This window comes from Agromyces sp. NPDC055661 (assembly GCF_053618135.1).
The window spans coordinates 2,003,252-2,018,462 of record NZ_JBSHHC010000001.1 but is presented as its reverse complement, the minus strand read 5'-3'; the positions used below and the strand labels follow the sequence as shown (position 1 = coordinate 2,018,462).

The 15,211-nt window shown below is 73.6% G+C and carries 14 protein-coding genes; 6 read left to right on the top strand and 8 right to left on the bottom strand.

Going from position 1 to position 15,211, the window contains the following annotated elements; all coding sequences use genetic code 11:
* The first annotated feature begins 17 nt into the window (after window positions 1-17).
* The 3 genes from ACWGO8_RS09265 to ACWGO8_RS09255 all read left to right on the top strand — a co-directional run bounded on the left by ACWGO8_RS09265 (window position 18) and on the right by ACWGO8_RS09255 (window position 2,865).
* Window positions 18-1,643, top strand: coding sequence for an FAD-dependent oxidoreductase (locus tag ACWGO8_RS09265; RefSeq protein ID WP_452042776.1), 1,626 nt, complete (start codon window positions 18-20; stop codon window positions 1,641-1,643).
* A complete protein-coding gene (locus ACWGO8_RS09260) occupies window positions 1,640-1,972 on the top strand; it encodes a UBP-type zinc finger domain-containing protein (RefSeq protein ID WP_376953183.1) in 333 nt (110 codons plus the stop codon). Before ACWGO8_RS09265 ends, ACWGO8_RS09260 begins: the two co-directional genes overlap by 4 nt.
* Before the next feature lie 98 nt (window positions 1,973-2,070).
* A complete protein-coding gene (locus ACWGO8_RS09255; protein ID WP_376953182.1) occupies window positions 2,071-2,865 on the top strand; it encodes an HAD-IIA family hydrolase in 795 nt (264 codons plus the stop codon).
* A 13-nt stretch (window positions 2,866-2,878) separates the two neighbouring features.
* Here the strand turns inward: ACWGO8_RS09255 and ACWGO8_RS09250 are convergent, their stop codons facing one another.
* The 6 genes from ACWGO8_RS09250 to ACWGO8_RS09225 all read right to left on the bottom strand — a co-directional run bounded on the left by ACWGO8_RS09250 (window position 2,879) and on the right by ACWGO8_RS09225 (window position 9,449).
* Entirely contained in the window at window positions 2,879-3,055 is a 177-nt protein-coding gene (locus tag ACWGO8_RS09250) for a hypothetical protein (protein WP_452042775.1), read from the bottom strand.
* 222 nt (window positions 3,056-3,277) lie between these two features.
* Window positions 3,278-4,210: a nucleoside hydrolase gene (locus ACWGO8_RS09245; RefSeq protein ID WP_452042774.1), complete on the bottom strand. Its 933-nt coding sequence runs from the start codon at window positions 4,208-4,210 to the stop codon at window positions 3,278-3,280.
* Complete coding sequence (locus ACWGO8_RS09240) at window positions 4,207-5,190, bottom strand: ribokinase (protein WP_452042773.1); 984 nt, start codon at window positions 5,188-5,190, stop codon at window positions 4,207-4,209. The genes ACWGO8_RS09245 and ACWGO8_RS09240 overlap by 4 nt, the downstream gene beginning before the upstream one ends.
* A gap of 1 nt (window position 5,191) precedes the next feature.
* The gene (locus ACWGO8_RS09235; protein ID WP_452042772.1) at window positions 5,192-8,542 is read right to left on the bottom strand and encodes a septum formation family protein; all 3,351 of its coding nucleotides are present in this window, start codon (window positions 8,540-8,542) and stop codon (window positions 5,192-5,194) included.
* Entirely contained in the window at window positions 8,542-9,114 is a 573-nt protein-coding gene (gene pyrE, locus ACWGO8_RS09230; protein ID WP_452042771.1) for an orotate phosphoribosyltransferase, read from the bottom strand. The genes ACWGO8_RS09235 and pyrE overlap by 1 nt, the downstream gene beginning before the upstream one ends.
* 212 nt (window positions 9,115-9,326) lie before the next feature.
* The gene (locus tag ACWGO8_RS09225; protein WP_376953176.1) at window positions 9,327-9,449 is read right to left on the bottom strand and encodes a hypothetical protein; all 123 of its coding nucleotides are present in this window, start codon (window positions 9,447-9,449) and stop codon (window positions 9,327-9,329) included.
* Between the two features lie 135 nt (window positions 9,450-9,584).
* Here ACWGO8_RS09225 and ACWGO8_RS09220 point away from each other — a divergent pair, with 135 nt between their 5' ends.
* The 3 genes from ACWGO8_RS09220 to ACWGO8_RS09210 all read left to right on the top strand — a co-directional run bounded on the left by ACWGO8_RS09220 (window position 9,585) and on the right by ACWGO8_RS09210 (window position 12,185).
* Window positions 9,585-10,532, top strand: coding sequence for a LysR family transcriptional regulator (locus ACWGO8_RS09220; protein ID WP_452042770.1), 948 nt, complete (start codon window positions 9,585-9,587; stop codon window positions 10,530-10,532).
* Window positions 10,533-10,594: 62 nt separating this feature from the next.
* Window positions 10,595-11,311: a hypothetical protein gene (locus tag ACWGO8_RS09215; RefSeq protein WP_452042769.1), complete on the top strand. Its 717-nt coding sequence runs from the start codon at window positions 10,595-10,597 to the stop codon at window positions 11,309-11,311.
* Between the two features lie 64 nt (window positions 11,312-11,375).
* Entirely contained in the window at window positions 11,376-12,185 is an 810-nt protein-coding gene (locus ACWGO8_RS09210; protein ID WP_452042768.1) for an enoyl-CoA hydratase/isomerase family protein, read from the top strand.
* Between the two features lie 52 nt (window positions 12,186-12,237).
* Here the strand turns inward: ACWGO8_RS09210 and ACWGO8_RS09205 are convergent, their stop codons facing one another.
* Together ACWGO8_RS09205 and ACWGO8_RS09200 are read right to left on the bottom strand one after the other, a co-directional pair.
* A complete protein-coding gene (locus tag ACWGO8_RS09205; protein WP_452042767.1) occupies window positions 12,238-13,770 on the bottom strand; it encodes a CoA-acylating methylmalonate-semialdehyde dehydrogenase in 1,533 nt (510 codons plus the stop codon).
* Window positions 13,771-13,773: 3 nt separating this feature from the next.
* Entirely contained in the window at window positions 13,774-15,102 is a 1,329-nt protein-coding gene (locus ACWGO8_RS09200; RefSeq protein WP_452042766.1) for an aminotransferase class III-fold pyridoxal phosphate-dependent enzyme, read from the bottom strand.
* Window positions 15,103-15,211: the final 109 nt, after the last annotated feature.

The window sequence follows — 15,211 nt, the reverse complement described above, 5'->3', positions numbered from 1 at the left end:
GACACAAGGCACCCAAGATGACCCCTGAACTCACCGACGCGCAGTGGGAGCGGATGCTGCGCTACGGCGTGTCCATCCGCGCCGAAGCGGGCGATGTCCTCTTCAAGTCCGGCGACCGCTGGTACGACCTCATCCTCGTCGAGTCCGGCTCCGTCGACGTCGTGCGCGATCCCCTGAAGTGGATCGACGAGACCCTGATCGCGAACCTCGGCCCGCGCACCTTCGTGGGCGAGCTCGGGCTGCTCAACGGGCAGCGCGCCTTCCTCACCGCCCGGGTCGCCGAGCCCGGGCGGATGCTCCGGGTCGACCACGACGCCCTCCAGCGCATGATGGCCGAGGACGACGAACTGTGCGACCTCATGCTCCGCACGCTCTGGGCGCGCCGCGAGGAGCTGCGCCGCGGGCCTGCGGCGTGGACGCTGAAGATCATCGGATCCGAGCGGTCGCGCGAGGCGGTCGCGCTGCGGCGGTACGCCGAGCGCCTCGATCTCGTGCACACATGGGTCGACGCCGACGATCCCGAGCGGGCCGCGGCGTTCGCCGGCCACGGCTTCACCCGCGACGACCTCCCGGTCGCGATCGTGCAGGGGGAGAACCTCCCGCACGCGACCCCCGGCCAGCTCGCCGAGCTGCTCGGCCTCGCGTACGCCGCCGAGGACGACGCCACCGTCGACCTCGCGGTCGTCGGCGCCGGGCCCGCCGGCCTTGCCGCGGCGATCTACGGGGCATCCGAGGGCCTCGACACCGTGCTGCTCGACGCCGTCGCACCCGGCGGGCAGTCGTCGGCCACCTCGCGCATCGAGAACTACCTCGGCTTCCCGTTCGGCGTGTCCGGCGACGACCTCACGGCACAGGCCTCCCTGCAGGCGATCAAGTTCGGGGTCCGCGTCGTCGCCCCGTGCGAAGCGGTGCGACTCGAGTCCGACACCGGCGCACTGCGTCTCACGCTCACCGACGGCGCGGTCGTGAACGCGCGCGCGGTCATCGTGACCACCGGGGTCGCCTACCGCTCGCTCGGACTCGACCGCTGGAAGGAGTTCGAGGGCGCCGGCATCCACTACGCGGCCTCCACGATGGAGCTCCGCCAGGTGGCGGGCTCCGAGGTCGTGGTGGTCGGCGGCGCGAACTCGGCCGGTCAGGCGGCGCTCGCGCTCGCCGCGAACGGATGCCACGTGCGCCTCGTCGTGCGCGCGAGCGAGCTCGGCGGCCAGATGTCGAGCTACCTCGTCGACCGCATCGTCGACGACGCCCGCATCGACGTGCACACGAGCACGCAGGTGGTCGGCCTGCACGGCGACGAGAACCTCGAGCGCGTGACGCTGAGCGGCGCGCTCGAGGACACCGTGGACTGCCGAGGCCTGTTCTGCTTCATCGGCGCCGAGCCCGCAACCGAATGGCTCGCCGACGTCGAGCGCGACGAGGCCGGATTCGTGCACACCGGTGCCGACGTCATCGCCCTCGACGACGCATGGCGCGACCTCGGACGCATGCCGCTGCCGTTCGAGACCTCGGTGCCGCGGGTGTTCGCGGCCGGCGACGTGCGGCGCGGCTCGATGAAGCGGGTCGCCGCCGCGGTCGGCGAGGGGTCGAGCGCCGTGGCCTCCGTGCACCGGGCGCTCGCCGCGGCCGAGGTCTTCGCATGAGCGACCTCGCTCCGCCGCCGTCGGGCACCGGCTGCGGCGACTGCGACGAGGGCGGCGGCTGGTGGTTCCACCTGCGCCGCTGCGTCGAGTGCGGGCACGTCGGATGCTGCGACGCCTCCCCCGCGCAGCACGCACGACGTCACTCGGAGCAGACGGGGCATCCGGTGGCCACCTCGTTCGAGCCCGGCGAGCACTGGTTCTGGAACTACGTCACGGAGTCTTCGGCGCCGCGCGTGCCCTTGAGCCCGCCGCTGTCGCGTCCCGAGGAGCAGCCCGCGCCCGGGCCCGAGGGACGGGTTCCCGAGGACTGGGAGTCGCTGCTGCACTGAGCCGCACGTCCCGGGGTCGACGTGGCCGTGCGAGCGGCGAAGCGCCCGCGGCATCCGCCGTTCATCGTGCTGTGATGTGCGCGCCCTAGGCTTGACGCATGGGACGACGTGAAGAGGTCGAGGCCTGGCTGACCGACATGGACGGCGTGCTCGTGCACGAGAACCACGCCCTGCCCGGTGCGGCCGAGCTCCTGCAGCAGTGGGAGGACTCGGGCACGCCCTACCTCGTGCTCACGAACAACTCGATCTTCACGGCCCGCGACCTCTCGGCGCGGCTCCGCGCGAGCGGGCTCAACGTGCCCGAGGACCGCATCTGGACCTCGGCGCTCGCGACGGCCGACTTCCTCAAGCAGCAGCTGCCCGGCGGCACCGCGTTCGTCATCGGCGAGGCCGGCATCCTCACGGCGCTGCACGAGGCGGGCTTCGTGATGACCGAGACGAACCCCGACTTCGTGGTCGTCGGCGAGACGCGCAACTACTCGTTCGAGGCGATCACGAAGGCCATCCGCCTCATCGGGAACGGATCGCGCTTCATCGTCACGAACCCCGACGCCACGGGGCCGTCTGCCGAGGGCCCGCTGCCCGCGACCGGGGCGATCGCCGCGCTCATCACCAAGGCGACCGGCAAGGAGCCGTACGTCGTCGGAAAGCCGAACCCGATGATGTTCCGGTCGGCGCTCAACAAGATCGGCGCGCACTCCGAGAACACCGCGATGATCGGCGACCGCATGGACACCGACATCGTGGCGGGCATCGAGGCCGGCCTGCACACCGTGCTCGTGCTCACCGGCATCAGCGACCAGGCCGAGATCGAGCGCTACCCGTTCCGGCCCGAGGAGATCCTCGCGGGCGTGCACGAGCTCGTGACCGAGCCGGCCGAGACCGAGCTCTAGGGCTCGAGCGCGCTCAGCGGAACCAGAACTTGAGCTCGCGGCGGTACTCCTCGGCCGCCATGATGGCCTCGGCCTGCTCGCGGTCGAGCTTGCGCACCTTGCGCGCGAAGCGCCGCTCGGAGAACAGCCACTGGAACAGCAGCCACAGCGCCACCAGCACACCCGCACCGACCCAGAACGTCCAGTCCACACGCACCTCCGAGCACACCCTAGCGGCTCGGCGGGTGGGGCTCGGCGCCGCGAGCACCCCTGTGGATGAGCGCGGGTTCAGGCGATCGGTCGCGATTCAGGCGCGGATCCGTGGGATCGGCCTGAGGCGCGGCCGATCGCCTGAATCGCGGCCGTCGCTCCGATAGGCGCGGGCGACGGATGGCGCGGACGACGCTCCGCTGGGCGAGGCGGCCGATCGCCGTCAGGCGAGGCGGCCGATCGCCTCGTCGAGCAGGTCCCAGAACCGGTCGACGTCGAGACCGGTCGCGACCCACGCGTTCGGCTCGCGCCGCAGCATCCCGTCGAGGTCGACGCTCGTGGCGCCGGCCGTCTCCGTGCCGGCGAGCTCGACGTCGAGCCGGGTGTGCACGCTCGTCACCACCTCGGGGTCGACGAGCACGGCGACGGCGACCGGGTCGTGCAGCGGCCCGTCGGGCATGCCGAACACCTCGGCGTTCGTGCGGCAGAAGAACTCGAGCAGCTCGTCGCCGAACGCCGCCGTGGCCGTGCCGACCGCCGCGAGCCGCTCGCGCACCGCCGCCGTGACGAGTGCCGAGTGCGTGACGTTGAGGCCGACCATGGTGAAGCGCACGCCGCTCGCGACGACGATCGCGAGGGCCTCGGGGTCCACCCACGCGTTGAACTCCGCGTACGGCGTGACATTGCCGCGTCCCGTCGAGCCGCCCATCCAGACGATCTCGCGGATCCGGCCGGCGAGCTCCGGTCGGTCGCGCAGCAGGATCCCGACGTTCGTGATCGGACCGGTCGCCACGATCGCGACGGGCTCGTCGGCGGCGAGCAGCACGTCGGCCATGAGCCCGACCGCGCCGCGGGGATGGAGGTCGATCGCGGGCTCGGGCAGCTCGGGCCCGCCGAGCCCGTTCTCGCCGTGGATCCACTCCGCCGTCTCGAGCCGCCGGGCGATCGGTCCGGCCGCGCCGGCGGCGACGGGCACGTCGGTCACACCCGCCACCGTCAGCGCGATGCGCGCGTTGCGGCTCGTGTGCTCGAGCGGCACGTTGCCGCCGACCGTCGTGATCGCGAGCAGCTCGAGCGACGGATGCCCCGCGGCCAGCCAGATTCCGAAGACGTCGTCGTGCCCGGGATCGCAGTCGATGATGACGGGGATCGTCATGCGGTCGACCCGCCGTCGCTGCCGTCGTCGGCGAGCCCGGCGGCGCGCAGCACGGCGCCCCGCGAGGCGTACGAGTCGACGGTGCCGCGGGCCTGCACCGCGAGGGCGCCTGCCGCGACCGCGATCCGCAGCGCCTCCTCGAGCGACCGGCCCTCAGCGAGGAACGCCCCCAGGGCGCCCGTGAACCCGTCGCCCGCGCCGGTCGTGTCGACGGCGTCGACGTGCGGAGCGGGGGCGGTCCACGAGTCGTCGGCGGAGGCCGCGACGGCACCGGCCGAGCCCAGTGTCACGACGATCGAGCGCGCGACGCGTCCCACGGCGGATGCCGCGGCGGCGCGCCAGGCGTCGAGCGAGGCGTTCGCGGCATCCGTGCCGTCCGCGGCGGCCGTGCCGATGCCGACCGCGCGCGCCTCGTGCTCGTTGAGCACGAGCGGATCGGCGACCGCGAGCGTGGCGGCGGCGACGGGCGCCGGCGGCGCGAGGTTGAGCACGAAGCGCACGCCCGCCGCGCCGGCGACCTCGGCGACCCGGTCGATCGTCGCCACGGCGAGCTCGCCCTGCGTCAGCACGAGCGCGGCCGCGGCGATCCGATCCCGCTCGGCGTCGACGACGTCGGGGGTCACGGCGACGTTGGCGCCGCTCGTGATGACGATGGTGTTCTCGCCGGAATCGGCGACCGTGATCTGGGCGACGCCGGTCGGGGCATCCGCCGCTCGACCGATGGCGCCGGTGGGCAGGCCGAACCGCTCGAGCGTCGCGACGGCGAAGTCGCCCGCGGCGTCGGCACCGATGCGCGCGACGAGGTCGACGGAGGCCCCGACCACGTGCGCGGCGACCGCCTGGTTCGATCCCTTGCCACCGAGCGCGACCTGGAACCCGTGCGAGCGGATCGTCTCGCCGGGCTGGGGGAACGCCTCGACGTAGCTCGTCGAGTCGACGTTGAGCGAGCCGACGACGACCACCCGAGCGGATGCCGCCACGCTACGCCGCGGGTCCGGGTCCGGCGATGCTCGCGGTGAGCGGCTCCCCGCCCGCGCGGTTCGCGAAGCAGTAGTACGAACGCTCGCCCGAGGTCCACTGCTCCTCGGTCACCGGGAACGCGGCCTGCACCTGCAGGTCCTCGACGCCCGCGACCGCCGCGACGTCGATGACGCCCGGCGCCGTGCAGAGGGGGTTCATCTGCGAGGCGATCTCGGCCTCACCCGGGAAGGGTGCCGCCTCGTCGCCCTGCAGCTGACCGCGGTACACGAGCTGGGCCGCGTGCGGGGCGGCGCAGTCGACGACCGTGAACTCCTCGGCCCAGGCCGACTCGAACGGGTCGAGGCACTCGCCGCCGAACAGCGTGTTCCAGGGGTGCACGCCCGCGGGCTGCGGTGCCGTGGGCGCCGCGACGGGCGTCTCCGTCGGGGTCGGCGTCTCCGAGGGGGCGGATGCTTCGCCGCTGCCGCCCGAGAGCTGCGTGCCGAGGAAGAACAGGCCGACGAGCACGAGCGCCGCGACGAGGCCGCCGGCGACCCACGCGAGGATGCGCACGGTGCGGTTGCCGCCACCGGACCCCGAACCGCCGGATCCCGTGCCGGTGCCGGAGCCGCCGCCCGAGCCGCCGCCGGTGCGCGGCGCGGAGGCCGGGCGCGGGGTCACGACCGGCGCAGGCGCCTGCGACGGTGCCGCTCCGGATGCCGCGTAGGCGGCGAACGGGCCCGCGTCGGCGGCGAACCGGTCGGCGGGCGCGGACGTGCCGGCGGACGCGCCGAACGGGGAGCCCGTGTTCCACGGATCCTCGATGGGCTGCGGATCCTCCGGGGTGGGACGCGCACCGAAGAGCGCGGCGAGCGGGTCGTCGTCGTGACCGCCCGTCGCGTTCGGACCCGCGGCCGGTGCCGACGGGAACATCGCCGTCGGCGCGTCCTCGCGGTGGCCGGCCGACTCGTCGGGCACGTCGTCGCCGAACGACCAGCTCGGCTCGGCGTCCAGCTCGGGCTCGGCCTCGGGCTGCGGTGCCGGCGGGGTCACGAAGAGCGATGCGGTGAACGTCGGACGCTCGGGCTCGGGCGCGATCGGCTCGGGCGCGATCGGCTCGGGAACGACGGGCTCGGTCGCGATCGGCTCCGGCTCCTCGGGGAAGAGCTGGGGGGCGCGCAGGAAGGGCTCGGGCTCGGGCACGATCGGCTCGGGCACGATCGGCTCGGGCTGCACGGGCTCGGCGGCCCACGGCTCGGCGTCGTGCGGCTGCGCGGACGCGGACGCGGCCCATTCGTCCTCGAACGCGCTCGAACGGTCGGCCACCGCGGGCCCGTCGGCGTTCGGGTCGCCTGCCGAGGGGTCGGGCGTGAGGTTCCAGAAGTAGCCGGTCTCCGCGATCTCCCTCGCGATCGGCGACTCGGGCCGCGGCGGCTCGGCTGCAGCAGGAGCGGCCGGGGCCGGAGTGGGCGCCGGCGGCGAAGCGACCGGGGGCACGGCCGGGGCGACGGGCGGCGCAGCCGCGGCCGGTGACGGCGGCGCGAAGGCCCCGGTCAGGTCGTCGTCGTGGGCCGCCTCGTCGGCAGCGTCGTCGTGGGCGTCCGCGTTCCGTCCCCGACCGAAGAGGCGCTCGCGGATGCTCGGTCGGGCGGGGCGCTCGTCGTCCTCGTCGACCGGCTCCTCGTCCTCCTCGTCGTCGCCGAACGAGAATCCGAGGGCGTCGAAGCCGCCGCCGGTGGGCGGACCGCCGCGCTCGGGTGGCGTTCCGGAACCACTGTCGTCGGCACCGCCGGCCGGGCCGGAGGAGTCGTCGCGCTTCGGACGTGCCGTGCCGGAGCCGAGCGCCGCGAGCAGGTCGTCGACGGGCTCGCCGGGATCGGGCTCGCCGCCGGTACGGTCGCCGGCCGCGGCCGCGAATGCGGGCAACGGCGCGCGGCGGTTCGCGGCCGACTCGGCCTGCATCGCCACCGGCTGGGCCACGGACTCGACGACGGGCTCGTCGGCCTCGCCGCGCACCTCGATGAAGGGGAAGCCGCGCGGCGTCGTGTTCTCGCTCGGGATCGACGGCGTGAACGCCGCCGGTGCCGGCTCGGGGGAGGCGACGGGCGACGCCGACGGGGCCTCGGGATCACGGGGCGTCGATGCCTCGATGAGCGCGCGGAACGGGTCGGCGGCCTCGGCCCCGAACGTGTCGGTCGCGAACGCGCCGAAGCGCCCGCTCGTCGGTGCCGGTGGCGCGAACGGCGCGGGCTCGGGCTGCGCCGCGAACGACGCGGCGGGCGCGAACGGCTCGGACTCGGGCTCGGGCTGCGGTGCCGGGCGGGCGGCGAGCTCGTCCCAGCCGGCGGGCGCCGTCGACGGTGCGATCGGATGCCGCGGCGGCACGACCGGCGGTGCGGGCGGCTCCTCGGCCGTCGGCGTCAGGCCCGGGGCGGGTGTGAACGACTGCCGCGCCACGGGCGGCGACGGGTATCCGGCGAACGGCGACTCGGAGTCGGCGGACTCGGATCCGGCGGGCTCGGGGGCCGCCGACTCGAACGTCGGCGCCTCGAACGCAGCCGACTCGACGATCGGCACCTCGAACGTCGGCACCTCGAACGTCGGCGCCTCGAACGCGGCCGGCCCGGGAGCGGTCGGCTGAGCCGCAGGCGGCTGCGGCGCGGGCGCCTCGGACACCGGCGTCGACGGCTCGGACACCGCCGGGCCGGGTGCGTTCGGCGAGGGCTCGGAGAGGCTGCGGAAGGCGGCGCGGATGGCGGCCTCGGAGTCGAGGTCGCCGTTCCCCCAGGTGAGGGCGAACGGGCCCGTCGGCGTCACGGGGCCGGGCGGCGGATCCGCAGGGTCTGCGGCCGCCGGCGTCGGGACAGCCGACGACTCGGGGATGAGCGGAGCGTTCGCGTCGGGGCGGCCGACCGTGAACGGCGGGCTCCACGCGGGAAGCCCCGTCGACGGCTCGGCGACCTGCGCAGGCGCGACCGGCGACAGCGGGGCAGTGGCGGGCGGCAGCGGGGCAGCGGCGGGCGGCAGCGGGGCAGCGGCCGGCGGGAAGGCAGCGGGGGGCAGCGGTGCCGCGGGCGGCTCGACGGCGGCGGGGACCGACGGCGCCGCGGGCGGGTTGCCGATGACGGGCAGCACGCGCGTCGCGGCATCCGTCGCCGAGGGCGGCTCGGCGACCGAGAACCAGTCGAGCACTTCCTCGCGGCGGGGGCCCGGCTCGATGGAGCGCGGCGGGATCACGGGCTCGGGCGCGGCCGGCACGGCGGCCGCGGGCGGCGGAGCGACGGGCGGCTCGTCACGCGCCGCCGGGCCTGCCGCGAGTTGGGCGAGCAGCCAGTCGGCGGCGTCGTCGGAGTTGCGTCCGTCGCGTTCCATCAGGCCAATCCCAGGTCTTCGAGGCCGATCGCGGCCAGGTAGGGGACGCCCGCGCCCTCGATCACCTCGCGGGCTCCCGTGGCGCGGTCGACCACCACGGCCACTGCGACGACCTCGGCCCCGGCAGCGCGCAGGGCCTCGATCGCCTTGAGCGGCGAGCCGCCCGTGGTCGACGTGTCCTCGAGCACGATGACGCGCTTGCCCGCGACGTCGGGACCCTCGACCTGCTTGCCGCGGCCGTGGTCCTTCGGCTCCTTGCGCACGACGAACGCGTCGTACGCGAGTCCGCGGGCCGCGCCCTGGTGCAGCACGGCGGTCGCGATCGGGTCGGCGCCCATGGTCATCCCTCCGACGGCGGCCACGTCGGGCACGTCGGCGATGAGGTCGAGCATGACCTGCCCGATCAGCGGGGCCACGCGGTGGTCGAGGCTCGCCTTGCGGAGGTCGACGTAGTACGACGCCTTCTTGCCGCTGGTCAGGGTGAAGTCGCCGTGGAACACCGCGTCGGCCGAGATGAACTCGATGAGCTGGCGGCGGGCGTCGGTACTGGCGTCCTGGGAGGCGAGGGTCACCCGAATACTCTACGACTCCGCCGCCTGTGAGGAAGGTTTCGATGCCCCGTCGGCACCCTCCGATCCCGCGGCATCCCTTCGCGCGCGGGCCGTGCCGGCCGCCGGAATGAGTGCGTCGACCGCCAGTGGGGACGACGAAGGGCCGCCCCGCGGGGTGTCCCTCCCCCGCGCAGCGGCCCTGCTCCCGGGCGCGAGCCCGGGTGTCGCGCGACCTAGGCGGTGCGCGCGATGGTCGCCTTGGGCTGGCGACGGTAGCCGTCGCGGGCCGAGGTGACGATCGAGCCGACGATGCCGGCGACGGAGACGATCCCGAGGAGGGCGAGGAGCGTGAACACGATGGTTCCTTTCAAGAGAAGGTGGCTTCGTCGAGCGACGGATGCGCCGTTGCACGTGTTCGACTCCTCAATTCTGACGCTCGAAACCTTGCAGCACAAGCGCACAATACTTCAATGACGATGTAGCCTGTCTACATGGACGTTCGCCGCCTCGACCTGCTCAGGGAACTCGCCGAACGGGGCAGCGTCACGGCCGTCGCCGAGGCCACCGGCCGCACGCCGTCGGCCGTGTCCCAGCAGCTCAAGGTGCTCGAGCGCGAGGCCGGGATGCCGCTGACGGAACGCAGCGGGCGGGGGCTCGTGCTCACCAGCGCCGGGCACGCGCTGGCCCGCAGCGCCACCGACGTCGCGATCGCGCTCGAGCGCGCCTCGTCCCTCTGGGACGAGTTCCGCAACCACCCGAGCGGCGAGGTGACGCTCCTCACCTTCCCCACCGTCGGCGCGACCCTCCTGCCGAGCGTGCTCAAGGACCTCGGGCAGGTCGCCGGCCTCGTCGTTCGCTGCACCGACCTCGACCCCGAGCTCGCCGAGTTCCCCGACCTCACCGCCGACTACGACATCGTGCTGGCCCACACCATGCCCGGCGTCCTGCCCTGGGGCGGTCGAGGTCTCCGGGCCGTGCCGCTGCTCACCGAGCCGCTCGACATCGGACTGCCGGCCGATCACCGCCTCGCCGACCGGGCGTACGTGACGCCCGCCGACCTGGTGGACGAGACCTGGCTGGGCGTGCCGCCCGGCTTCCCCTTCGAGCGAATCCTGCACGCCATCGAGCAGGAGGGCGGCAAGCGGGTGCACGTGAGCCAGCGCTTCAGCGACATGCGCATCATGGAGGCCTTCATCGTGGCCGGCCTCGGCATCGCGTTCGTGCCGCGCTTCACGTCGGGGCCGGTCGCGCCCGGCATGGTGCTGAAGCCGATCCGGGGCGTCGCGTCGGCGCGCCAGATCGTCGCCCTGGTGCGGCCGGATGTCGCGGAGCGACTCGCCGTGCGCACGGTGCTCGACGTGCTCGTGGCGCGGGCCGCCCGGCTCGAGCAGGCCTATGGGCATCCGTCGCGAGGTGGCGGCAGCATCGCGGACGCCTGACTCGCTGCGCATCAGGGCCGCCCCCGATCGCCCCATCGACGGCCCGCCGCTACGCTCTGCCCATGACCCTGCGAAGCGCGCTGTTCGCGCTGGCCGCCGTCGCGGCGACCCTGACCCTCTCTGCCTGCGTTCCCGGAGCATCGGCGGGCGGCTCGCCCACTCCGACACCCTCGCCGACGATCGCCGCCGAGCCGACGCCGACCCCGACGCCCGAGCCGGTGGCCGCCGCGATCACGGTCTCCGCGGAGGCGATCGAGGTGCTGGACGAGAGGGACGCGACGCTCGCGAGCTTCGACTACTTCACGCCGGCCGCAGACGTGGTCGCGGGTCTGTCCGAGTACCTCGGCGCTCCGGTCAGCAGCCCGCACCCCGGCGGTGGCGAGTCCGCGCCCGGCACCGTCCACGAATGGGGCGGCCTCCGCATCACGGATCCCGACGAACCGGCGGCCACGGCACCGTACTCCGTCGACTACTGGGTGAACGTGACCGGGCCCGATGCGAACGGCCTCCCCGTGGGCACCCCGGCCGGCGTCGGGTCGCCGGCGGGCGTCCACGTGGGCGATCCGTTCACGAGCGTGGCCCTCCTCGACGAGCCGGTCGCGGAATGGACCGACGCGGATGGTCGTCCGAGAGCGTTCACGCGGGTCGGCCTGGTCCCGCTTCCGCCTGGCGGGGGCGAGTACGGCGACTCGCCGAGCTTCGGGATCCTCGTCACAGGCTTCACCGACGACGACGCGGTGACGGACCTCCGTGCACCCTCCCCCAACTGGGGGAACTGAGCGAGCCGCGACGGCCGGCCGCGGCCGGGTCCGCGATCCCCCACCGTGGCTAGACTCCTCGGACATGAGCAGCGCAGCCGAGCCCGACCCGATCCTGTTCCACGTGTCCGACGGGCTCGCCCGCATCACGCTCAACCGCCCCGAGCGCCTCAACGCCGTCGACCCCGCCGCGATCGAGCGCTGGCAGTGGATCGCGCACGAGGTCGCCGACCGCGACGACATCGGCGCGGTGCTCTTCGACGCGGTGGGACGCGCGTTCTGCGCCGGCGGTGACGTGCTCGCGATGGCGCAGCTCGCCGGGGACCAGTCGGACGCGAGCGCGACGATCCGGGCGCTCGCCGACCGCATCCACGACGGCCACCGCACCCTCCGCGAGAGCACGAAGCCGATCGTCGCGGCCGTGCAGGGACCCGTCGCGGGCGGCGGGCTCGGGTTCATGCTCGTGGCCGACCTCGTCGTGGCATCCGATCGCGCGACCTTCGCCAGTCGCTACTCGGACGTCGGCCTCACGCCCGACTGCGGCGTCAGCACGCTGCTGCCCGAGGCCGTCGGCACACGGCGCGCGCTCGAGCTCACGCTCACGTCGCGCACCCTCGACGCGGCCGAGGCGCTGGACTGGGGGCTCGTGACCGAGGTCGTCGCACCCGACGCCGTCGCCGACCGCGCGCGCGGCATCGCCGAGGCGTGGCTGCGCGGCGCGACCGGCGCGTTCGGCCAGGCCAAGCGCCTCGTGCGATCGGGGCTCACCCGCACGTTCCAGGAGGCGCTCGACGACGAGGCCGGCACGATCGGGGCGGCGTTCGCGACTCCCGACGCGCAGGCGGCGATCGCCGCGTTCGCCGCCCGGGCCTCGCGTCCGCGTCGCGCGGACTGACCGCACGCGAACGCGGCCGACCCCGCATGGGAGCCGGCCGCGTCGCGGTGGATCAGTCGTGCTGCGGGAACCCGAGGTTCAGGCCGCCGTGGCTCGGGTCGAGCCAGCGCGACGTGATCGCCTTCTCCTGCGTGAAGAAGTCGAAGCCGCGTGGGCCGTAGGCCTTGGCGTCGCCGAACAGCGAGTCCTTCCAGCCGCCGAACGAGTGATAGGCCACGGGCACCGGGATCGGCACGTTGATGCCGACCATGCCGACCGTCACCTCGCGCTGGAAGCGCCGTGCGGCGCCGCCGTCGTTCGTGAAGATCGCGGTGCCGTTGCCGTAGCGGCTCGAGTTGATGAGGTCGAGGCCGTCTTCGTATCCGTCGACGCGCACGATCGACAGCACGGGCCCGAAGATCTCGTCGCGGTACACCGCCGACGACGTGGGCACCTTGTCGACGAGGGTCGGCCCGAGCCAGAAGCCGTCGGGCTCGCCGTCGACCTCGGGGTCGCGTCCGTCGACCACCACGGTGGCGCCGTCGGATGCCGCGACGTCGAGGTACCCGGCGACCTTGTCGCGGTGCTCGCGCGTGATGAGCGGGCCCATGTCGCAGCCGCGGGTGCCGTCGCCGGTGGTGAGGCGCGCCATCCGCTCGGCGATCTTGTCGACCAGCTCGTCGGCGACGGAGTCGACCGCGACCACGGCCGAGATCGCCATGCAGCGCTCGCCGGCCGAGCCGAAGCCCGCGTTCACGGCGGCGTCGGCGGCGAGGTCGAGGTCGGCGTCGGGCAGCACGAGCATGTGGTTCTTCGCGCCGCCGAGGGCCTGCACGCGCTTGCCGTTGGAGGTGGCCGTCGAGTAGATGTACTGCGCGATGGGCGTCGAGCCGACGAACGAGATCGAGCGCACCGTGGGGTGGTGCAGCAGCGCGTCGACCGCGACCTTGTCGCCGTGGACGACGTTGAGCACGCCGTCGGGCAGCCCGGCCTCCTGCATCAGCTTCGCCAGCCACACCGATGCGCTCGGGTCCTTCTCCGACGGCTTCAGCACCACGGTGTTGCCGGTCGCGATCGCGAGCGGGAAGAACCACAGCGGCACCATGGCCGGGAAGTTGAACGGGCTGATGATGCCGACCACGCCGACGGGCTGGCGCGTCGTGTAGACGTCGATCCCCGTCGAGACGTTCTCGGAGTACTCGCCCTTCGTGTAGCCGGGCATCGCGCAGGCGAGCTCGACGACCTCGAGTCCGCGGGCGATCTCGCCCGCGGCATCCGACGTCACCTTGCCGTGCTCGCTCGTGAGGATGTCGGCGAGCTCGCCCGAGCGCGCGTTCAGGAGCTCGCGGAACTTGAACATCACCTGCTGGCGCTTGGCGATCGACGTGTCGCGCCAGACGGGAAACGCGCGCGCCGCGGCCTGCACCGCGAGGTCGACGTCCTCGGTGGAGGCGAAGCGCACGCGTTTCGTCTCGACGCCGCGGGCGGGGTTGTAGACGGGTCCGCTGCGGTCGGATGCCCCGGCGACGGATGCCCCGTCGATCCAGTGCTCGACGGTCGTCGTGGTGGCGGCCGACGCCTGGTTCTCGGTCAGTGTCTGGCTCATGAGTCAGCCCTCTCCTTCGAGTGCGGTGCTCAGTACTTCATCGTAGATCGGCATCGCCTGGGCGACGTCCTCGACCGTGACGACGCACGGCGGCACCACGTGGATGCGGTTGTCCTGGATGAACGGCAGCAGCCCGCGCGCCACCAGTCCGGACTTGATGCGGCCCATCGCGGCCGCCGGCAGCGGCTCGCGGGTCTCGCGGTCGGCCACGAGCTCGACGGCCCAGAACACGCCCTCGCCGCGGACCTCGCCGATGACCTCGTGGCGCTCGGCGAGCTCGGCGAGCGCCGGGCCGATCTCGGTCTCGCCGATGGCGCGCGCGTTCTCGACGATCCCCTCGGACTCCATGGCGTCGAGCGCGGCGACGATCGAGGCCATCGCGAGCGGATGCCCCGAGTACGTGAGCCCGCCCGGGAAGACGCGATCGACGAACGTCGCCGCGATCGGGTCGGAGATGATCACGCCGCCGACCGGCACGTAGCCCGAGTTCACGCCCTTCGCGAAGGTGATGAGGTCGGGTCGCACGTCGTAGCCGTCGAATGCAAACCACCGGCCGCTGCGCCCGAACCCGCACATGACCTCGTCGAGGATGAGCAGGATGCCGTGGCGGTCGGCGAGCTCCCGCACGCCCGCGAGGTAGCCCGGCGGGGGCAGCATGATGCCGGCCGTACCCGGGATGGTCTCGAGGAGGATTGCCGCGATCGACGACGGCCCCTCGGCCTCGATCACGCGGCGCAGGTGGTGCAGCGCGCGCTCCGACTCCTCCTCGGGCGTCGTCGCCCAGAACTCGGAGCGGTAGAGGTACGGCCCGAAGAAGTGCACGTGGCCGCGGGCGAACTCGTTGGGGATGCGGCGCCAGTCGCCCGTCGAGACGATCGCGGCGCCGGTGTTGCCGTGGTACGAGCGGTAGGTCGAGAGGATCTTGTCACGGCCGGTGTGGAGTCGAGCCATCCGGATCGCGTTCTCGTTCGCGTCGGCGCCGCCGTTCGTGAAGAACACCTTGTGGAAGCCCGACGGCGCGTGCCCGATGATGCGCTTGGCCGCCTCGCCGCGGGCGAGGTTCACGGTCGACGGCGCGATGGTGGTGAGGAGCTCCGCCTGCTCCGTGATCGCCTGCACGACCGCCGGATGCTGGTGGCCGATGTTGACGTTCACGAGCTGGCTGGAGAAGTCGAGGTACTCGCGTCCGGCGTGGTCCCAGACGCGGCATCCGCGCCCGCTCGCGACCACGAGCGACGAGAGCTGGGACTGCGCGGACCACGAGTGGAACACGTGGTCGCGGTCGAGGGCGCGGGCGAGCTCGTCGAGGTCCTCGGCGAGGTTCTCGGTCATGGCTTCGGTGCCTTTCGTTCGGTGGTGTTGCGAAGCCGCTGGTCGAGGAGCGCCGGGCGGAGCCCGACGCGTATCGAGACCCTGGTGGATCTCGATCCGCGTCGCCTGA